Genomic DNA, 19,160 nt, shown 5'->3' with positions numbered 1-19,160 from the left:
CAAAGGCTAAATCGGGAGGTTAGAATGGAGCAGAAACGGGTTCAGCCACTGGCGCGTGACGCCATGGCCTATGTCCTGGCAGGCGGCCGTGGCAGCCGACTGATGGAACTCACCGATCGCCGCGCCAAGCCAGCGGTCTTTTTCGGCGGCAAGTCGCGGATTATCGATTTCGCTCTTTCGAACGCCCTGAACTCCGGTATCCGGCGGATCGGTGTTGCCACCCAGTACAAGGCTCATTCCCTGATCCGGCATTTGCAGCGCGGCTGGAACTTCCTGCGTCCCGAGCGCAATGAAAGTTTCGATATCCTGCCCGCCAGTCAGCGCGTGTCGGAAACCCAATGGTATGACGGCACTGCTGATGCGGTGTTCCAGAACATCGACATCATCGAAGCCTATGAACCCAAGTTCATGGTCATTCTGGCCGGTGATCACATCTACAAGATGGACTATGAATTGATGCTGCAGCAGCACGTCAATTCAGGCGCCGATGTCACCGTTGGCTGCCTTGAAGTGCCGCGCATGGAAGCGTCAGGTTTCGGGGTCATGCATGTCAACGACAGCGACGAGATCATCGCCTTTGTCGAAAAGCCCGCCGACCCGCCAGCCATGCCGGACAAGCCGGACATGGCTTTGGCGTCGATGGGGATCTATGTCTTCAACACCGATTTCCTGATGGATGAGCTGCGCCGTGATGCGGAGACCCCCGGTTCAAGCCGCGATTTCGGCAAGGACATCATCCCCTACATCGTCGAAAATGGAAAAGCCGTGGCACACCGGTTCGCCGAATCCTGCGTCCGTGAAACGCCGGAGAAGGAAGCCTATTGGCGCGATGTGGGCACCATTGATGCCTATTGGCAGGCCAATATCGATCTCACCGACATCCTGCCCGAACTCGATCTTTATGACCGCTCCTGGCCAATCTGGACCTATGCCGAGATCCGTCCGCCGGCAAAGTTCGTGCACAATGAAGAGGGCCGTCGCGGCATGGCGCTCTCTTCTCTGGTATCAGGCGATTGTATCATTTCCGGTTCGGAAATAAATCGTTCGCTTCTGTTTTCTGGTGTCTTGTGCCGGTCCTACTCGAACCTGAACGAGGCGGTCGTGCTGCCCGAATGTGTGATCGGCCGCCACGCAAACCTGTCGCGGGTGGTGATCGACCGGGGTGTCAAGATTCCGGCCGGCCTTGTCGTCGGTGAGGATCCCGAACTCGACGCCAGCCGCTTCCATCGCACCGAATCGGGCATTTGCCTGATCACCCAGGACATGCTCGACCGCGCGGGGCTGATTTACGAATGAAGGTTCTCTCTGTCGCCTCCGAGGTATATCCCCTGATCAAGACCGGCGGGCTGGCCGATGTCGCCGGCGCCCTGCCAGCGGCCCTGTCGACACATGGCGTCGACATGCAGGTCCTGCTGCCCGGATACCAGCAGGTCATGGCAAAGCTTCGCAATCCGGTGCCGGTGATCAGGTTTGACGATCTTCTTGGTGTCCGTGCCACCATCCTTGCCAGCACGATCGACGGGGTCGACTATCTCGTTCTGGATGCCCCGGAACTGTTCGACCGCGCGGGCGGTCCCTATACCGATGCCGCGAATGCCGATCATCGTGACAACTGGCGGCGGTTCGCAGCCCTCAGCCGCGCTGCAGCCAACATAGCCGAAGGCGCGCTTGACGACTGGACGCCCGACATTGTCCATGCCCACGACTGGCAAGCCGGCCTGACCCCTGTCTACATGATGCAGGGCAAGGCCGCGTCCACTCCGACGGTCATGACCATCCACAACATTGCCTTTCAAGGCCAGTTCGGGCCCGACATTTTCCCCGAACTCGGATTGCCGCAATCGGTGTTCTCGGTTGATGGCATCGAGTATTACGGCGATGTCAGCTTTCTCAAGGGCGGGCTGCAGATGGCCACCGCCATCACCACCGTCAGCCCGACCTATGCGCAGGAAATACGGACACCTGCATTTGGCATGGGGCTGGACGGCTTGATCAACGCCCGCGCCGACAGCCTGCATGGCATCGTCAACGGCATTGATACCGACGTCTGGGACCCCGCGTCAGACCGGATGATCGCCGCAAATTACAGTCTCGCCAAACCGAAGAAGCGTCAGCACAACCGGAAGGCCCTGGCCGAACATTTCGGGTTTGGCGATACCGACAAGCCGGTCTTCACCGTTGTCAGCCGGCTGACCTGGCAAAAGGGCATCGATGTGCTGACCGAACTTGCCGACGACATCGTCGCCATGGGCGGCAGGCTTGCGGTGCTTGGCTCGGGTGACAAGGCGCTCGAAACCGCCCTTCTCTCGGCCGCCGAACGGCATCCGGGCGATATAGGCCTGGTCATCGGCTACAATGAACCGCTGTCGCATCTCATGCAGGCGGGCGGCGACATGATCCTTGTCCCGTCACGGTTTGAGCCCTGCGGCCTGACCCAGCTTTACGGCTTGCGCTATGGCAACGTGCCTGTGGTTGCCCGCACCGGCGGTCTGGCAGACACCATCGTTGACGCCAACGAAGCAGCAACTGCAGCCGAAGTGGCAACCGGGTTCCAGTTCTTCCCGGTCACACCCGATGCCCTGCGCGAGGCCCTTCGCCGCGCCATCCGCACCTTTTCCCAACCCAAGGCATGGGCCCAGCTGCAGAACCAGGGCATGAAAGCGGATGTCTCCTGGGATCGCAGCGCCCTGCGCTACGCCAGTCTTTACACCGAGCTACTTACTGCAAAGAGCAAGAAATGATCCGGACAATCCCCGTCACCCCGTTTCAAGACCAGAAGCCCGGCACCTCCGGGCTCCGCAAGAAGGTTCCGGTCTTCCAGCAGGCCGGATACTCCGAAGCCTTCATCCAGTCGATTTTTGACAGCCTCGACGGCTTTGAAGGCAAGTCGCTGGTCATCGGCGGGGACGGACGGTTCTACAATCGCGAGGTCATCCAGACAGCCATCCGCATGGCGGCAGCCAACGGCTTCGGCCGCGTTCTGGTTGGTCAGGGCGGGATCCTGTCGACCCCGGCGGCCTCGCACCTGATCCGCAAGACAAAGGCGTTTGGCGGGCTGATATTGTCGGCGAGCCACAATCCCGGTGGTCCCACCGAGGATTTCGGCATCAAGTACAATATCTCCAATGGCGGCCCTGCCCCGGAGAAGATCACCGAGGCAATCTATCAACGGACAAAAAACATTGACCGTTATCTGATTGCTGATTTTGACGATGTGGATCTGGACAAGATCGGGGTTTTCGAAGCCGGCGGAATGACAATCGAGGTGCTTGATCCCGTGGCCGATTATGCCGAACTGATGGAAACATTGTTCGATTTCGACGCAATCCGTGCGCTCGTTGCGGGTGGCTTCAAGGTGGCTTTCGACGCGATGCATGCCGTCACCGGTCCCTACGCGCGCGAGATCCTGGTGCGGCGTCTCGGTGTCGATCCGGCACTGGTTTTCAATGCCACGCCGCTTGAGGATTTTGGCGGTCATCATCCCGATCCGAACCTGGTCCATGCCAAGGCGCTTTACGATCTGATGATGGGGCCCGATGCTCCCGATTTCGGTGCAGCCTCCGATGGCGATGGCGACCGGAATCTCATTATCGGCAAAGGCATATTCGTAACCCCGTCGGATTCACTTGCCCTGCTGGCAGCCAACGCCCATCTCGCGCCCGGCTACAAGGCCGGCCTCAAGGGCATTGCCCGCTCGATGCCGACCAGTGGTGCCGCCGACCGGGTTGCGGCGAAACTCGGCGTCGAAATGCATGAAACGCCAACCGGCTGGAAGTTCTTCGGCAATCTTCTCGATGCCGGACGCTGCACCATCTGTGGCGAGGAAAGCGCCGGTACCGGCTCCGACCACGTCCGCGAGAAGGATGGCCTCTGGGCGGTGCTGCTGTGGCTCAACATACTCGCGGTACGGCGCCAGAGCATGCTTGAAATCGTCAAGGATCACTGGGCCGAATACGGCCGGACCTACTATTCGCGCCATGACTACGAGGCAATCGAGACCGACAAGGCCAATAGACTGATGGCGGCGCTTGAGGAAAAACTTGATCGCCTGCCCGGCCTTCAAACGGGGTCACTGACGATCGAAAAAGCCGACAGCTTCACCTATCACGACCCTGTCGACGGCTCGGTCAGCCGCAACCAGGGTCTTCGGATCTTCTTCGAGGGCGGCGCTCGCCTGGTCTACAGGCTGTCGGGCACCGGCACTTCCGGTGCAACATTGCGGATTTACATGGAGCGTTATGAACCTGATCCGGCCCGTCACGATCAGGAAACCCAGGCTGCACTCGCTCCGCTGATCAAGGCGGCCGAGGCATTGGCCGAGATATCCAAGCGAACCGGGCGCGATGCTCCCACCGTCATCACCTGATGCGCAAACCCGACGAAGCCGGACTGCCGGGGAAGCCCGGCGCTGAACTGACGGCTAAAGGTGCGCATTTCACCGTGCGGGCGCCCTCCGCATCGTCAGTCGTGCTTTGCCTGTTCGACCAGTCTGATCGCGAGATCGCCCTTCACGATCTGGCTCATGATGGCGAAGGATCATTCACCGCCTTCGTCGAGGGCCTTCAGGCTGGCGCGCGCTACGGGTTTCGCGCCGATGGGCCCTGGCGACCTGATCAGGGCCACCGCTTCGATCGCTCGAAACTGCTCGTTGATCCCTTCGCAATCCGGCTAGACAGGCCCTTCTCCTACGATCCCCGCCTCGGGGAATTCGGCGAAGATACCCAGGGTATTGTCCCCAGGGCCATTCTGGAAACACCGTTGCCACCGCTCAATCCGGGCCGTCCGCGGTTTGAACCCGGCGGGCTGATCTATGAAGTGCCGGTTCGCGCCTTCACGAAGCTGCATCCCGATGTACCGGAAGCGGACCGCGGGACCGTGCGGGCACTGGCGCATCCTTCCATCATCGATCACCTGCGCAAGCTTCATGTCAGCGCTGTCGAGTTGATGCCCATTGCGGCCTGGATCGACGAGCGGCATTTGCCGCCACTGGGGCTGACCAATGCCTGGGGCTACAATCCGGTCACCATGATGGCGCTTGACCCACGCCTCGCGCCGGGCGGCATCGCCGATCTCCGCCACGCGGTCGATGCGCTGCATTCAGCCGGCATCGGCGTCATTCTTGATGTCGTTTTCAACCACACCGGGGAAAGCGACAATCATGGCCCGACACTGTCGCTGCGCGGACTTGGCAACGCGACCTACTACCGCCACGACCAGGATACTCCGGGTACGCTTGTCAACGATACCGGCTGCGGCAACACGCTGGCCTGTAACCGGCCGGAGGTGCAGGAACTGGTGCTGACAACAATGCGCCACTTCGTGACCCAAGCCGGAATTGACGGTTTCCGCTTCGATCTCGCCCCGATCCTCGGCCGCGACGCGAACGGCTTTTCACCCCAGGCCAGACTGCTGCAACGCATCGTCGATGATCCCGTTCTGCATGACCGCGTGCTGATTGCCGAACCCTGGGACATCGGCCCCGGCGGCTACCAGCTGGGCAATTTCGGCCCGCCATGGCTCGAGTGGAACGACCACGCGCGCGACGACATCCGCCGCTACTGGCGCGGTGACAGGGCCATGACCGGCGCCTTGGCAACACGGCTTGCCGGCTCATCCGATATCTTTGCCAGGCGCCACGCCGACCGAACCCGCAGCATCAACTTCATTGCCGCGCATGACGGATTTCCGCTTGCCGACCTGGTGGCCTTTGCCCATAAGCACAATGAGGCAAACGGTGAGGACAACCGCGATGGCCATGATGCCAACTGTTCCTGGAACAACGGGGTGGAAGGCGACAGTGACGAGCCAGCCATCCTGGCATCGCGCGAAGCAGACGCCAGGGCCCTGATCGCCACCCTGTTTGCCAGCCGTGGCACGATCCTGCTGACCGCCGGCGACGAATTCGGCCACAGCCAGGGCGGCAACAACAATGCCTACGCACAGGACAATGAGATCACCTGGCGCAACTGGGATGAACTCAATCAGGCCCGGCTGGAATTCACCCGCGCCTGGGCCGGGCTGAGGGCGGAATCACCACTGCTGAAGCGCCTGCATTTCATGAATGACAGCGACGGCTCGAATATCCTTGACCAGGTTTCATGGCTGACCACCGATGGTCACCCGATGCAACCGGCAGACTGGGAAGACCAGGCCCGGCAAGGTTTCATGATGGTACTCGGACCAATAGGGCAACGTTTGACGATGGTATTCAACTCCGGTCACGCGGAAATACGCTGTGTCCTTCCCGGTTCACAGGGCCTGTGGTGTCCCGCGAGTCCATACGCCTCGGTCGAAAAGGCGATCCCTCCACGCTCGGTGGTTTGCTGGCGAGAGATGCCAGGCTGACAACCATGTGTCCGGCTTCCAGTCCAGAATGATTTCATAAAGCTGATGCATTGAATGGCGTATCAATCTATTGGATACAAGACCGATACACGTTTGAGCCTGGGAGATTTACGTGCAGCGAGTGATTTCAATTACGGCGATCAACGATCTCGTCGGAACCGAACTCGGTGTGTCCAAATGGATGGATGTGCCGCAATCACGCATCGACATGTTCGCCGATGCGACCGACGACCACCAGTTCATTCACGTTGATCCCGTACGCGCCGCAGAAACCCCCTTCGGAGGAACCATCGCCCACGGCTTCCTGTCGCTCTCCATGCTGTCGGCCATGCATACCGATGCCGTGCCACGCGTGAAGGAAGACCATTTCGGCATCAACTACGGCTTCAACAAGATCCGCTTCATGGCGCCGGTACCGGTGAATGCGCGCATCCGCGGCCGGTTTTCCCTCAAGGACGCAAGGCTTCGCGGCCCTGGCCGAATGATGACCACATACGAGGTCACCATTGAAATTGAAGGCGGCAAGAAACCGGCGATGACGGCCACATGGCTGACCATCATCCAGTTCGACCCGAAGGACTGGATGGAAGCCTAGGCCCTGACAGGGCCCGCAGCGTCAAGCCAGGCAATCCTTCGCGGCTTCCGACAGCATGCCGAAGGCATAGTCGGAGAACGACCGCCAGCACTCGACCCGGAACTCATCCTCTCCGGTGCGCAGGATCACCACCTCGATCTTCCCCATGACGGTGCGGGTGGCGGAACCGACCGGAAACACCTTGTCGCCCAGGTTCTGCGGACAGCCGCTTTGCACCGTGGCCCGGGCCCCCTTGCCCGTGACCAGGATCGCGGTGTTGCGGTGGGAGATATCCACCGCCGAATGCAATAGCTTGACCTTGGACAAATCGGCCAGGGGATTACCGGTCTCGTCAATGATCAACCATTCGTCCGGCCCAAGCCAGGCCGCCAGCCTTCCCTTCTCGTTGCGGACGGACGTCTTCGGCACCATCGGCAATTCAAGCCCGAGTGCTTTCGACAACGCCTTGGCGTTCGCCGGATCGACGCGCAGCGATACCCGGTTGGCAGGAGCCGCGGGCGTCAACGCAACGCCGGCGGCTCCGCCTGTGCGTCCGGCAAGCGGTTCGATACGGGTGGCGTGAGCAATATCAGCCATTCAGCCGTACTCCTTCCTTGTCGATGAAAACAGTATCCGTGACTTCCACTTCGATCGTCCTGTCAGGCATTGGCACGTACAGCGTCTTGCCCTTGAGTGCCCGCCCGTCGGCAACCACACCCATGGCGATCGACCGGCCGCAATTCTCCGACCAGTAGGAGGATGTCACGTGCCCGATCATCGTCATCGGCACCGTCTGGTTGGGATCGGCAACGATCTGCGCGCCCTCTTCCAGAACGATGTTCGGATCCTTGGTTGTCAGGCCAACGAGCTGCTTGCGCCCGCCGCCCACCAGATCAGGCCGTTTCATACCGCGAATGCCGACGAAATCCGGTTTCTTCTTCGCCACCGCCCAGTTCAGGCCGGCATCATCGGGCGTTACCGTGCCGTCGGTGTCCTGGCCAACGATGATGTAGCCCTTCTCGGCGCGAAGCACGTGCATGGTCTCGGTGCCGTAGGCACAGGCACCAAGCGGCTCGGCACGCGCCCACAGCGCCTTCCAGACAGCCTCGCCGTAATCGGCCGGCACATTGACCTCGTAACCGGCCTCGCCTGTGAACGACATCCGGAACAGCCGGGTCGGCACACCGCAGATCTTGCCCTCGCGGACGCTCATATGCGGCATTGCCTCGTTGGAAAGGTCGATGCCCTCCACCAATGGTGCAATGATCTCGCGCGCCTTGGGTCCCTGCACCGCGATCACCGCCCATTGTTCGGTGGTCGATGTCAGCCAGACTTTCAGATCCGGAAACTCTGTCTGCAGGTAATCTTCCATGTGGTGCATCACCCGCGGCGCCCCGCCGGTGGTCGTGGTCACATGAAAGCGGTCCTCGGCCAGGCGCCCGACCACGCCATCGTCATAGATGAAACCGTCTTCGCGCAGCATGATGCCGTACTTGCAACGGCCCGGCTGCAACTTGTCCCAGCCATTGGTGTACATCAGATTGAGGAATTGCGCCGCATCCGGCCCCACGACCTCGATCTTGCCAAGCGTCGTCGCGTCAAACATGCCCGCAGCCTCGCGCACCGTGCGGCACTCGCGATTGACCGCCTCGTGCATGTCTTCACCCGCACGAGGATAGTACCAGGCCCGTTTCCATTGCCCGACATCCTCGAACACTGCGCCATGGGCCTCTTCCCAGCCATGCATCGGCGTCCGCCGTGTCGGATCGAACAGATCACCACGCGAATGGTTGACGATCGCCCCGAAAGTCACCGGCGTGTAAGGCGAGCGGAAGGTGGTCAGCCCGACCTGCGGCAGCGGCTTGCCAAGCATCTCGGCGGCGATGGCCAGGCCGTGGATATTGGACGTCTTGCCCTGGTCGGTGGCCATGCCGGTGGTGGTGAAGCGTTTGACATGCTCGATCGAGTGCATGCCTTCGCGCACCGCCAACCGGATGTCCTTGGCGGTGACATCGTTCTGGAAGTCGACAAAGGCCTTGACGGTCGTGTCCGCACCGGCGCCCGCCGCCGACCCCATCATGCTGCCGGCCCATGATGCGCCAGCTTCTGCCTCTGGCGCAGTCCAGCCAGAACGCATCTTCAGGCCTGCAGCTTTCGCAGCCTCGTGGCCGGCCCTTGCGGCCCCCTCGATTGCTTCGCCAAGATCATCAACGCCATTGCAGGCGCCGACGCTGGCACAATCCTGCACATGGCGTCCGGGCAGGAAGCGCTGGCTTTCCTCGTCCCAGACCACCTTGCCGCGCGATTGCGAGTACATGTGCACCGATGGCGTCCAGCCCGATGACATGATCAGCGCGTCAACCGGAATGTCGCGCGTCGCGCCGCCCGATCCCTTGCCGACCTTCATCGACTTGATGCGGAGTTTGCCGGAAGTGTCGAGCACTGCCTGCCCGGCCAGCACTTCGATACCGAGCTCCCTCGCCCGCGCCACCAGAGCCGGGTCGGGATCGGTACGGACATCGACAATGGCGGGGATCGAGACACCTGCCTGCTTGAGGTCGAAAGCCGCCGCCCAGGCGGAATCGCAGGCCGTGTAAACCCCGACCTTGGCGCCGACCGCGACGCCGTAATGATTGAGATAGGTCCGCGCCGCCGATGCCAGCATGATGCCGGGTCGGTCATTGTTGGCAAACACCATGTGCCGCTCGATCGCGCCGGTGGCAATCACCACCTGCTTCGCCCTGACCTGCCAGAGCCGCTCGCGTGGCAGCGATGGATCGGGATTGGCGAGATGTTCGGTGACCCGCTCGACCAGCCCGACATGGTTTTGCGCCTGATAGCCGAACGCCGTCGTGCGCGTCAGCACCCGGACATTGTCCATGGCCCGCAATTCCGCCGTCGCGGCCTGCGCCCAGTCCCAGCCCGGGACCCCACCGACGGTCGCATCGGTGTCGTGATGAAACGCCCCGCCGGTTTCAGCCTGCTCGTCGCACAGGATCACCTCGGCGCCGGCATGCGCAGCAGCAAGCGCGGCAGAAAGACCCGCAGCACCGCCGCCGATCACCAGCACATCGCAATGGACATAGTGGTTGGCGTAGTGATCGGGATCCCGCTCGCTCGGCGCGACACCCAGACCAGCGGCGGCCCGGATGACCGGTTCATAGATTTTCTTCCAGGCCGCCTTCGGCCACATGAAGGTCTTGTAGTAGAAACCCGCGGCGAAGAACGGCGAGGCCAGGTTGTTGAGCCCGCCCACATCGAAGGCCAGAGAAGGCCAGCGGTTCTGCGACTTGGCCTGAAGCCCGTCGAAGACCTCCTGCACGGTCGCCCGGATGTTGGGTGTCCTACGTGCCGCGTCGCGGCCGACATCCATCAGCGCATTGGGCTCTTCCGACCCGGCCGAAAGCATGCCGCGCGGCCGGTGATACTTGAACGAGCGCCCGGTCAGATGAATGCCATTGGCAATCAGCGCCGACGCCAGCGTATCGCCCTCGATGGCCGTCAGCACCTTGCCGTCGAAATTGAAGCGCAGGGTCTTGGCGGGCGTCAGCCGGCCCTTGCCCTTGATACGGTTGGCGCCGCTCATTGTGCCGCTCCCTTGATCTTCAGCATACCGTCCTCGCCACGCTCGACCTGGACCCGGGGCTCGCCCGCCTTGTAGGTGATGACGAACCGGTCGCTCACCGTGTCGCGCACCGCGTTGAAGAAGCGTGCGCAGCCGTGGATATGCCTCCAGCGCTCATAGGTGACGCCTTTCGGATTGGTCCGAATGAAGAAGAATTTCTCGAACTCCTCGTCGCTTATCGCAGCGATATCCTTCGGCCGTTCGATATGCGCTTCGCCCGCATTGCGGAACTCAAGCTCGGGCCGCTCTTCCTGGCAGTAGGGACAATGGATCAGAAGCATCGCTTGGTCCTTGGTCAGATCTTGGTTTTGATCACGGCAGTTTCAGGATCGCCGGTATTGGGCGTACCGGCAGGCTCGATGATGACAAGATGGGTTTCCTCGTCGGCGCGCGGGCAATGCTCGACACCCTTGGGCACCACATACATCTCGCCCGGGCCAAGCACGACGTCGCCATCCCGCATCTGGATGGTCAGCCGGCCCGACAGCACAAGAAAGAAGTCATCCGTATCGGGATGCGAGTGCCAGTTGAACTCGCCATTGACCTTGACCACCATCACGTCATGGCCGTTGAACCCCGCAACGATCTTCGGCGACCAGAGATCGCTGAAGCCCTCGAGTTTCTGCGCCAGATTGATTGCTTGTTCGCTCATGCCCTTCGCCTCAATGGGCCACGGCGGCAGCGGCCGCTTCGTCGATCAGGCGTCCGGTCTGGAACCGCTCCAGATTGAACGGCGCGTTGATCTTGTGCGGTTCGTCGTGCGCGATCGTGTGCGCGAACACATTGGCCGATCCGGGAGTGGCCTTGAAGCCGCCAGTGCCCCAGCCGCAATTGACATAGAGCCCCTTCACCGGCGTTTTCGACAGGATCGGCGACCGGTCCGGCGTCACGTCAACGATGCCGCCCCAGGAGCGCAGCATCTTCATCCGGGTAAAGATCGGGAACATTTCGCAGATCGCATCCAGCGTATGGCTGAGGATGTGCAGACCGCCGGTCTGGGAATAGGAGGTGTACTGGTCGGTGCCTGCCCCGATCACCAATTCGCCCTTGTCCGACTGCGAGATGTAGGCATGCACCGTGTTGGACATGACCACGCAAGGGAAGATCGGCTTGACCGGCTCGGACACCAGCGCCTGCAGCGGGTAGCTCTCGAGCGGCATCCGCACCCCTGCCATTTCCATGATCACGGAGGTGTGCCCGGCCGCGACGACACCGACTTTCTTGGCGCCGATGAAACCGCGGCTAGTATCGACGCCGGAGACCGATCCGTCCGCCGCCCGGCGGACACCGGTGACTTCGCAATTCTGGATGATGTGAACGCCCATGTCGGCCGCAGCCCGTGCATAGCCCCATGCCACTGCATCATGGCGCGCCGTGCCGCCACGGCGTTGCAATGCCGCGCCGACCACGGGATACCGCGCCGACTGGTTGATATTGAGCGGTGGGCAGAATTCCTTGGCCTGCTCCGGCGTCAGCCATTCATTGTCGATGCCGTTGAGACGGTTGGCGTGGATATGTCGCTTGAACACCTGTGTGTCGTGCACATTGTGCGCCAGCATCATCACGCCGCGCGCCGAATACATCACATTGTAATTGAGGTCCTGCGACAGCCCGTCCCAGAGCTTGAGCGCATGGTCATAAAGACCGGCGCTTTCGTCGTAGAGATAGTTGGAACGGATGATGGTGGTGTTGCGGCCGGTATTGCCGCCGCCGAGCCAGCCCTTCTCGATCACCGCAATATTGGTGATGCCGTGTTCCTTGGCCAGATAATAGGCGGTTCCCAGACCATGGCCGCCGGCGCCCACGATGATCACATCATAGCTTTTTCGCGGTTCTGGCGATGTCCATTGCGCAGGCCAGCCCTTGTGGCCACGCATCGCCTCGCGGGCAACGGCAAAAGCGGAGTATTTGCGCATAGCTGTCTGGCTCCAAACGGGTTAGATATGCTTCATCCCAGCAAGAGCAAATTCATCTGCTCCGCATCGGCTCTTTTGCGACCTCCGGACGGCCATCAATGTCGCAGTGCGCTTTGTCGCACATGGACATGCAGGTCTGCCGGGAAAATCAGTGTGGTTTGCAAGACAACGAAAAATACGGCAGTACCTGCATTGTCAAGTTGCCGGGGACTGGACTCGGGTCTTCGAAACTGTTATTTGCCACCTCAATCGTAACGCCCTCGGCCGAACGAATGGAATTTTCGTTTGCCAGGGCTGCTTCAGCCAACCGAAAAACTCGAAGGAACGGGATCAACGTGCAGGTACTTGTCCGCGATAACAATGTCGATCAGGCGCTCCGCGCTCTCAAGAAGAAAATGCAGCGTGAAGGCATTTTCCGTGAAATGAAGATGCGTGATTTTTACGAGAAGCCGTCGCAGAAGCGTGCTCGCGAAAAGGCCGAAGCCGTTCGTCGCGTCCGCAAGCTGGCCCGCAAGCGGGCTCAGCGCGAAGGCCTTATCGGTGGCGGCCGCCCGGCGGCACCTGCTCGCTGATCCAGCCGTTTTTTCGCCCTTTTAGGGTTGCATGAATGAGAGGCGGAGACGAATATTCGTCTCCGCCTTTTTCAGTGTGGTGGTCCGGGTTGTTTTCCGGAAAAGCAGGTGGGGCTTAAATGATGCGGGTGAATGCGGCAATTCTGACAAACGAACGGCACTCCAGCGGTGCGCGTTTTTTGTTGCTGGCTGCGGTATCGGCATTGAGCATTTCGCTGGCTGGCTGCAACACCACGACACCTGTTGATACGATTTCCATCGACCGGACCCAGGGCACGCAGGAAAACATTGCCTCGCTCACCGATGTGATCCGGCGAAATCCCAGCGACCCTGAAGGCTACAACGTGCGCGGTTCCGCCTATGGCAGGTCCGGCAAGTACCGTGATGCCCTGGATGACTTCAACCGCGCCGTTCAGCTCAACCCGTCCTTCTATCAGGCCTATGCCAACCGGGCCCTGATCCACCGCTCGATGGGCAACCTGCTCGAAGCGGCAAATGACTACAACCGCGCACTGAAGATCAATCCCCGCTACGACGTGGCTTATATCGGCCGCGGCAATCTTTATCGTCAGGCCGGCAGGACGAATGAGGCGATGAACGATTTCAACCGCGCCATAAGTCTTCAGACTACCGATCCGCGCGCCTATCACAATCGCGGCCTGATCAAGCAACTTCGCAATCAGCATCCGCAGGCGATCGAGGATTTCTCGACCGCCATCTCGTTGGCTCCGAATTCCCCCGAGCCCTACAATGGCCGGGGCATCTCCTATGTCGCGCTCAATGATGACGACAACGCCTTCGCCGATTTCAACCGCGCGATCGAGCTCGATCAGCGGGTTGCGGAATCCTGGGCCAACCAGGCGCTGATCTATGAACGCCGTGGCGACAAGAAACGTGCCGCCAAGTCCTATGCACGGGCAGCGCAGCTTGATCCGAAGTACCGCCCCGCAATCGACGGGTTGGCCCGCGTCCGCTGATCGGTCCGCCGCCCAGCCCTCATCGCTTCCTGTCTTGCAGCTTCTTTAGAACCGGCTCCCGTTCGTGACCACCTCCGGTCCATTCCGGGCGACGGCGATGTGCGTTGTCTTTGACAGCGAAGATCATCCAATCATCAATCCGAGGACTCCGCCGAGTGCGGAACAATAGCTGTTTCAGCACGTTGTCATCGCGAACCAACAAACAGGAAAGCGAGTTCATCATGATCGGGAACGCAAAAATTTCAACTGCCGCGGCAGCACTTGTCGCAACCGCCGCCTTCGGCGCAGCGACCCTGCCTTCCAAGGCCGACAGCGTGGAGCTGGGCCTGCTTGAGTGCGTCGTCGAAGGCGGCAGCGGCTTCATCTTCGGCTCGTCCAAGGACCTGTCGTGCGAATACACCCCGGCCAACGACAGTGCCGCCAAGGAATCCTATTTTGGTGTCATCAACAAGTTCGGCATCGACATCGGCGTGACCGGCGCAACGCTGATCGAATGGGTCGTGCTCGCCCCCACCACGGATTATGAATATCAGGCTGGTTCGCTTTCCGGCGACTATCGCGGCGTCTCCGCCGAAGCGACGGCCGCAGCCGGTGCGGGCGTCAACATCCTGGTTGGCGGCTCCGACGAAACCTTCTCGCTGCAGCCGGTCAGCGTCCAGGCCCAGGAAGGCGTCAACGTCGCTGTTGGCATTGCAGAACTTCAGCTGCGTTCGACCGCCGACTGATCAGGACATACAGGACAAAGAAAAGGCCCGGATACTGTCCGGGCCTTTTTTCGTAATTCTCTGGCGAACCGCTCAGTTCTCCATGGCCTTGACGATGTCGTCGGTCATCTTCTTGGCGTCGCCAAGCAGCATCATCGTGCTGTCCTTGTAGAAAAGCGTGTTGTCGATACCGGCATAACCCGATCCGAGCGAGCGCTTCACGAACAGGCAGGTGCGGGCCTTGTCGACATCCAGGATCGGCATGCCGTAAATCGGCGAGGACTTGTCATCGCGCGCCGACGGGTTGGTCACGTCATTGGCGCCAATCACGTAAGCCACATCGGCCTGTGCGAATTCCGAGTTGATGTCTTCGAGTTCGAAGACCTCGTCATAGGGCACATTGGCTTCAGCCAGCAGAACGTTCATGTGACCAGGCATACGGCCGGCCACCGGATGGATGGCGTATTTGACCTCGACACCCTGCTCCTTGAGCTTGTCGGCGAGTTCGCGCACGGCGTGCTGCGCCTGGGCCACCGCCATGCCGTATCCGGGCACGATGATGACCTTGGATGCATTGGACATCAGGAAGGCCGCATCATCCGCAGAACCCAGCTTGACGCTGCGATCGATATCATCGCTGCCGGCAGCCGCGGTTTCTCCGCCAAAGCCGCCCAGAATGACCGAGATGAACGACCGGTTCATGCCCTTGCACATGATGTAGGACAGGATCGCACCGGACGAACCGACCAGCGCACCGGTGATGATCAGCGCGAGGTTGCCAAGCGTGAAGCCGATGCCGGCCGCAGCCCAACCCGAATAGGAGTTGAGCATCGACACCACCACAGGCATGTCGGCGCCGCCGATCGGAACGATCAGCAAAACCCCGAGCGCCAGCGACAGGGCGACGATCAGCCAGAAAACCGTGTAGCTTTCCGAAGCCACGAGCACACCGATCAGCACGACGATGCCGATCAGCAAGGCGGCGTTGATGACATGGCGCATCGGCAGCATGATCGGCTTGCCCGACATCCGGCCGTCAAGCTTGAGAAACGCGATGATCGAACCAGTGAAGGTAATGGCACCAATGGCGACGCCCAGCGACATCTCGATCAGCGCCTGCGCATGGATCTCGCCGACTTCGCCGATGCCAAAGGCATGCGGCGCGTAAAGCGCGGCGGCGGCCACAAGAACGGCTGCAAGGCCGACAAGGCTGTGGAAGCCGGCAACCAGCTGCGGCATCGAGGTCATGGCGATCTTGCGGGCAATGTAGGCGCCCGCGCCACCGCCAATGGCAAGACCGGCAACAATCATCGCAAATCCGCTGGCCGAAGGCTTGGCCAGCAGAAGCGTGGTGACAATAGCAATAGCCATGCCGACCATACCGTAGGTATTACCTTGCCGGCTCGTGGTCGGGTGAGACAGACCCCGAAGTGCCATGATGAACATGACGCCCGAAACGAGGTAGGCGAATGCGGCAAAATTCTCTGACATCAGCCGGCCCTCACTTCTCTTTTTTCTTGTACATGGCCAGCATCCGCTGGGTGACGAGGAACCCGCCAAAGATATTGACCGATGCAAGCACCAGCGCAACGAATCCGAACCCGGTTGCCCAGCCCGACAGCGATGCACCGACCGCGAGCAGTGCGCCCACCACGATAACCGAGGAAATTGCGTTGGTCACAGCCATCAGCGGTGTGTGCAATGCCGGCGTCACCGACCAGACCACATAATAGCCGACAAAGATTGCCAGCACGAAGATCGCGAGCCGGAAGACAAACGGGTCGATTGCCCCGCCACTGGCGGCATGAACCGCGGCGGCAACACCGTCACCCGCCGGGCCGGCGTTTTCCGCAGCTGCACGGACAGCGCTTACTGCCTGCTCGAGATTTTCAAGAGCGGTATCAAGGACTGACCCTTCCATCACGCTGCTCCCTTGCTTGTTTCGCCGCCAAAGGCGGGATGAACGACTGCACCACCATGGGTGAGCGCGGTCGCCTTGACCAGCTCATCCTCGAAGTTGACGGAAACCGTCTTGGTTTCCTTGTCGATCATGGTGTCGAGGAAGGTCAGAAGGTTTTTGGCGTAAAGCAGTGAGGCACTCGCCGCAATCTGACCCGGCATGTTGAGAATACCGATCACGGTGACGCCATCGACGGTCACCGTTTCGCCAGGCTTTGAGCCTTCGATATTGCCGCCGCGCTCCACCGCCAGATCAACCGCCACCGAGCCCAGGCGCATGCTCTTGAGCATGTCGCGGGAAATCAGTTTCGGTGCCGGGCGCCCGGGAATGAGCGCGGTTGTAATCACGATATCCTGCTTGGAGATGTGATCGGCCACCAGCGCTGCCTGCTTGGCCTGGTATTCCTTCGACATTTCCTTGGCATAGCCACCGGAAGTCTCGGCAGCCTTGAATTCGTCGTCTTCCACCGCGATGAACTTGGCACCGAGAGAAGCAACCTGCTCCTTGGCGGCCGGACGCACGTCCGTGGCCGAAACCGCAGCGCCGAGGCGACGGGCCGTCGCAATCGCCTGCAAGCCGGCAACACCGGCTCCCATCACGAACACCTTGGCAGCCGGCACGGTGCCCGCAGCAGTCATCATCATAGGCATTGCACGGTCGAAACTGTGTGCTGCCTCGATCACGGCCTGGTAACCGGCAAGGTTCGCCTGCGAAGACAACACGTCCATTGACTGGGCACGCGTGATCCGCGGCATCAGTTCCATGGCAAAGCTTGTAACCCCGGCCTTGGCGAGCGCTGCAAGCGCCTTTTCATTGCCGTACGGATCCATCTGCGCAAGCACCACGGCGCCTGATTTGAGGGATTTGATTTCCGCTTCCGATGGCCGCCTCACACGCAGAACGACATCAGCCTTCTTCGCATCTGCGGCGGTTCCGGCTTTCGCCCCCGCTGCAACGAAATCCGCATCGGCGATCCGGGATTTCTCGCCGGCACCTTTCTGGACGATGACACTCAGACCGAGCGCAGTCATCTTCTTCACGGTCTCCGGCGATGCGGCTACGCGCGATTCAAGCGAATCGGATTCTTTGGCTACAAAAACGACGGCGCCCACGAGAGCCCCTCCTCTGGTAAACAGGATGAGACGGGTCGATACGGATCAGGAATTGATCCGGGACCAACACGCTGCGAACGGTTCAACGGGCGAGGATGCTGCCGCCGATGCTGAGAACGATGAATGCCAGAAGGCTGGCAATCGCACCTGCGCCGGTAAAGAAGTACACGGCCATGGCAATCATCAGGGAGACGATCACGATCGTTCCGTATTTCGCCCCGGCGAGAAACATCGAGTAGGTTTTTTCGTGCTCGGAATAATCCATGTCAGCACCGGTTTCGACAGGACCGTTCATCTGTTCAGCCATACTGTAGCTCCCCAATTTGGCAATTCATGGACGGATTACACAAACCATGGCCATTGTGCAATGGACATCAGGTCACAGCACCACGGCAAAGCGACCGGCGCCGGCATGGCCAGGTGGCCTCAACCTCCCCAGCTATCCACCCAGATGCCTCAACTGGCCTGCTGGAGAGCGTACCGGGCCGTCGGACGGATCGTAAGCGGCGGCATGTACAATTCCTGCCGCGGCGCGAACATCAACCGGCGTTCGCACAGCTGTGAATTGAAGAACGGAAAGCGGTCATAGATTTTCTGCAGCTCGACATGCGCATTCGACGCATGCAGCTCGATATTGCTGTCGTATTTCTCGAAGAAACGCGGCTCGACAAGCGGGTGTGAATTGAAAATCCGCTTGTAGAAGGCCCGGTGATTTGGCTTGATCACCGAGAGGCAATAATCGGTTTGGAAATAGTCCGTCGCCATCGTCGCCACCCTGAGCGTCAGGTACGGCAGGGCAGGATACTCGCGCATGATGTCGGGATCGGCTGCAAACCTGACCGGATCGATGAAGGTCTGGCCCGCATCAAGCATCGGATTCATGACATCGGGGAAATGCGAGACTGCAACGCTGTCGCGCTCTGCAGAGGTTACGTGATGAACACGGATGGTCGACACCAGTTGCTCATCGAAGAAGATGCCCATCACATGCGCGTTGGGTTTGAAATCCAGCTCGTCAATCAGCAGCTCGCCATTCTGCGGCGCCAACCCGACCATCGTGAAGGCCTTGTAGCGGATACGCGCAACGTCCTCGAGATCATCCGCGTTGTCGACACGGCGATACTCGATGCTCTCAAGGAAGCGCATGACGCTTGCACTGAAGCCTGTGATTTTGCCTTGAGCCGCGTTGGCCATTGATGACAAGTCTCCGTCGGTTTGTACGAGGAAAGCTTATCGTTAAATTTGTGTTAATCAATCTCGGCACGGCATCAACGACCGGTTAACTACCTATTAGGGTTAACAAACTCCGAAATTCGGATAGAAAATCAACGGCGCTACAAGAAAGTGCCGGGAAGAATTGACGATCGGGTTTTTA

General features: G+C 60.4%; 18 protein-coding genes. 8 read left to right on the top strand and 10 right to left on the bottom strand.

All coding sequences use genetic code 11. From position 1 onward, the window contains the following. Window positions 1-24: 24 nt before the first annotated feature. The 5 genes from glgC to WNY80_RS08490 all read left to right on the top strand — a co-directional run bounded on the left by glgC (window position 25) and on the right by WNY80_RS08490 (window position 6,940). Complete coding sequence (glgC, locus tag WNY80_RS08510) at window positions 25-1,296, top strand: glucose-1-phosphate adenylyltransferase (protein WP_342886911.1); 1,272 nt, start codon at window positions 25-27, stop codon at window positions 1,294-1,296. Then, on the top strand, window positions 1,293-2,741 hold the full coding sequence (gene glgA / locus WNY80_RS08505; protein ID WP_342886910.1) for a glycogen synthase GlgA: 1,449 nt from the start codon (window positions 1,293-1,295) through the stop codon (window positions 2,739-2,741). The genes glgC and glgA overlap by 4 nt, the downstream gene beginning before the upstream one ends. Further along, the gene (locus WNY80_RS08500) at window positions 2,738-4,366 is read left to right on the top strand and encodes an alpha-D-glucose phosphate-specific phosphoglucomutase (RefSeq protein WP_342886909.1); all 1,629 of its coding nucleotides are present in this window, start codon (window positions 2,738-2,740) and stop codon (window positions 4,364-4,366) included. The genes glgA and WNY80_RS08500 overlap by 4 nt, the downstream gene beginning before the upstream one ends. Then, window positions 4,366-6,345 carry a glycogen debranching protein GlgX gene (gene glgX, locus WNY80_RS08495; protein ID WP_342886908.1) on the top strand — a complete coding sequence of 660 codons (1,980 nt, stop codon included), beginning with the start codon at window positions 4,366-4,368 and terminating at the stop codon, window positions 6,343-6,345. Before WNY80_RS08500 ends, glgX begins: the two co-directional genes overlap by 1 nt. 112 nt (window positions 6,346-6,457) lie before the next feature. Beyond that, window positions 6,458-6,940, top strand: a complete 483-nt coding sequence (locus tag WNY80_RS08490; RefSeq protein ID WP_342886907.1) for a MaoC family dehydratase — start codon at window positions 6,458-6,460, stop codon at window positions 6,938-6,940. 21 nt (window positions 6,941-6,961) lie between these two features. Here WNY80_RS08490 and WNY80_RS08485 read toward each other — a convergent pair whose 3' ends face one another. The 5 genes from WNY80_RS08485 to WNY80_RS08465 are packed head-to-tail and all read right to left on the bottom strand — an operon-like array spanning window position 6,962 to window position 12,460. Further along, complete coding sequence (locus WNY80_RS08485) at window positions 6,962-7,516, bottom strand: sarcosine oxidase subunit gamma (protein WP_342886906.1); 555 nt, start codon at window positions 7,514-7,516, stop codon at window positions 6,962-6,964. After that, window positions 7,509-10,505: a sarcosine oxidase subunit alpha gene (locus WNY80_RS08480; protein WP_342886905.1), complete on the bottom strand. Its 2,997-nt coding sequence runs from the start codon at window positions 10,503-10,505 to the stop codon at window positions 7,509-7,511. The genes WNY80_RS08485 and WNY80_RS08480 overlap by 8 nt, the downstream gene beginning before the upstream one ends. Beyond that, on the bottom strand, window positions 10,502-10,825 hold the full coding sequence (locus WNY80_RS08475) for a sarcosine oxidase subunit delta (RefSeq protein ID WP_342886904.1): 324 nt from the start codon (window positions 10,823-10,825) through the stop codon (window positions 10,502-10,504). The genes WNY80_RS08480 and WNY80_RS08475 overlap by 4 nt, the downstream gene beginning before the upstream one ends. 14 nt (window positions 10,826-10,839) lie before the next feature. Then, on the bottom strand, window positions 10,840-11,196 hold the full coding sequence (locus WNY80_RS08470; RefSeq protein ID WP_342886903.1) for a cupin domain-containing protein: 357 nt from the start codon (window positions 11,194-11,196) through the stop codon (window positions 10,840-10,842). A gap of 10 nt (window positions 11,197-11,206) precedes the next feature. Next, on the bottom strand, window positions 11,207-12,460 hold the full coding sequence (locus WNY80_RS08465; protein ID WP_342886902.1) for a sarcosine oxidase subunit beta: 1,254 nt from the start codon (window positions 12,458-12,460) through the stop codon (window positions 11,207-11,209). 272 nt (window positions 12,461-12,732) lie between these two features. Between WNY80_RS08465 and rpsU the strand changes: the two genes are divergently transcribed. The 3 genes from rpsU (at window position 12,733) to WNY80_RS08450 (ending at window position 14,734) form a co-directional block, all read left to right on the top strand. Next, on the top strand, window positions 12,733-13,032 hold the full coding sequence (gene rpsU / locus WNY80_RS08460) for a 30S ribosomal protein S21 (RefSeq protein ID WP_342886952.1): 300 nt from the start codon (window positions 12,733-12,735) through the stop codon (window positions 13,030-13,032). Window positions 13,033-13,151: 119 nt separating this feature from the next. Then, complete coding sequence (locus tag WNY80_RS08455) at window positions 13,152-14,009, top strand: tetratricopeptide repeat protein (RefSeq protein WP_342886901.1); 858 nt, start codon at window positions 13,152-13,154, stop codon at window positions 14,007-14,009. 221 nt (window positions 14,010-14,230) lie between these two features. Next, window positions 14,231-14,734: a DUF992 domain-containing protein gene (locus WNY80_RS08450; protein WP_342886900.1), complete on the top strand. Its 504-nt coding sequence runs from the start codon at window positions 14,231-14,233 to the stop codon at window positions 14,732-14,734. A 72-nt stretch (window positions 14,735-14,806) separates the two neighbouring features. On the opposite strand, the gene WNY80_RS08445 is transcribed toward WNY80_RS08450, so the two are convergent. The 5 genes from WNY80_RS08445 to WNY80_RS08425 form a co-directional block, all read right to left on the bottom strand. Further along, window positions 14,807-16,204 (bottom strand): NAD(P)(+) transhydrogenase (Re/Si-specific) subunit beta, encoded by a 1,398-nt coding sequence (locus tag WNY80_RS08445; protein WP_342886899.1) that lies wholly within the window; start codon window positions 16,202-16,204, stop codon window positions 14,807-14,809. Between the two features lie 10 nt (window positions 16,205-16,214). Beyond that, entirely contained in the window at window positions 16,215-16,634 is a 420-nt protein-coding gene (locus tag WNY80_RS08440; RefSeq protein WP_342886898.1) for an NAD(P) transhydrogenase subunit alpha, read from the bottom strand. Continuing rightward, window positions 16,634-17,785: a Re/Si-specific NAD(P)(+) transhydrogenase subunit alpha gene (locus tag WNY80_RS08435; RefSeq protein ID WP_342886897.1), complete on the bottom strand. Its 1,152-nt coding sequence runs from the start codon at window positions 17,783-17,785 to the stop codon at window positions 16,634-16,636. Before WNY80_RS08435 ends, WNY80_RS08440 begins: the two co-directional genes overlap by 1 nt. Before the next feature lie 82 nt (window positions 17,786-17,867). After that, a complete protein-coding gene (locus tag WNY80_RS08430) occupies window positions 17,868-18,092 on the bottom strand; it encodes an aa3-type cytochrome c oxidase subunit IV (RefSeq protein ID WP_342886896.1) in 225 nt (74 codons plus the stop codon). Between the two features lie 149 nt (window positions 18,093-18,241). Next, window positions 18,242-18,979 carry a hypothetical protein gene (locus WNY80_RS08425; RefSeq protein ID WP_342886895.1) on the bottom strand — a complete coding sequence of 246 codons (738 nt, stop codon included), beginning with the start codon at window positions 18,977-18,979 and terminating at the stop codon, window positions 18,242-18,244. Between the last annotated feature and the right edge of the window lie 181 nt (window positions 18,980-19,160).

The organism is Hoeflea sp. AS16 (genome assembly GCF_038900095.1).
Taxonomy (GTDB): domain Bacteria; phylum Pseudomonadota; class Alphaproteobacteria; order Rhizobiales; family Rhizobiaceae; genus Hoeflea.
The sequence above is the reverse complement of the archived record's forward strand: the minus strand, read 5'-3'. Positions and strand labels throughout refer to the sequence as shown.

Bases quoted from the DNA above. Each gene is read 5' to 3' on its own strand.
- glgC (WP_342886911.1), top strand. From the start codon at position 25: ATGGAGCAGAAACGGGTTCAGCCACTGGCGCGTGACGCCATGGCCTAT.
- glgA (WP_342886910.1), top strand. From the start codon at position 1,293: ATGAAGGTTCTCTCTGTCGCCTCCGAGGTATATCCCCTGATCAAGACC.
- WNY80_RS08500 (WP_342886909.1), top strand. From the start codon at position 2,738: ATGATCCGGACAATCCCCGTCACCCCGTTTCAAGACCAGAAGCCCGGC.
- glgX (WP_342886908.1), top strand. From the start codon at position 4,366: ATGCGCAAACCCGACGAAGCCGGACTGCCGGGGAAGCCCGGCGCTGAA.
- WNY80_RS08485 (WP_342886906.1), bottom strand. From the start codon at position 7,516: ATGGCTGATATTGCTCACGCCACCCGTATCGAACCGCTTGCCGGACGC.
- WNY80_RS08480 (WP_342886905.1), bottom strand. From the start codon at position 10,505: ATGAGCGGCGCCAACCGTATCAAGGGCAAGGGCCGGCTGACGCCCGCC.
- WNY80_RS08475 (WP_342886904.1), bottom strand. From the start codon at position 10,825: ATGCTTCTGATCCATTGTCCCTACTGCCAGGAAGAGCGGCCCGAGCTT.
- WNY80_RS08470 (WP_342886903.1), bottom strand. From the start codon at position 11,196: ATGAGCGAACAAGCAATCAATCTGGCGCAGAAACTCGAGGGCTTCAGC.
- WNY80_RS08465 (WP_342886902.1), bottom strand. From the start codon at position 12,460: ATGCGCAAATACTCCGCTTTTGCCGTTGCCCGCGAGGCGATGCGTGGC.
- rpsU (WP_342886952.1), top strand. From the start codon at position 12,733: ATGGAATTTTCGTTTGCCAGGGCTGCTTCAGCCAACCGAAAAACTCGA.
- WNY80_RS08455 (WP_342886901.1), top strand. From the start codon at position 13,152: ATGATGCGGGTGAATGCGGCAATTCTGACAAACGAACGGCACTCCAGC.
- WNY80_RS08450 (WP_342886900.1), top strand. From the start codon at position 14,231: ATGATCGGGAACGCAAAAATTTCAACTGCCGCGGCAGCACTTGTCGCA.
- WNY80_RS08445 (WP_342886899.1), bottom strand. From the start codon at position 16,204: ATGTCAGAGAATTTTGCCGCATTCGCCTACCTCGTTTCGGGCGTCATG.
- WNY80_RS08440 (WP_342886898.1), bottom strand. From the start codon at position 16,634: ATGGAAGGGTCAGTCCTTGATACCGCTCTTGAAAATCTCGAGCAGGCA.
- WNY80_RS08430 (WP_342886896.1), bottom strand. From the start codon at position 18,092: ATGGCTGAACAGATGAACGGTCCTGTCGAAACCGGTGCTGACATGGAT.
- WNY80_RS08425 (WP_342886895.1), bottom strand. From the start codon at position 18,979: ATGGCCAACGCGGCTCAAGGCAAAATCACAGGCTTCAGTGCAAGCGTC.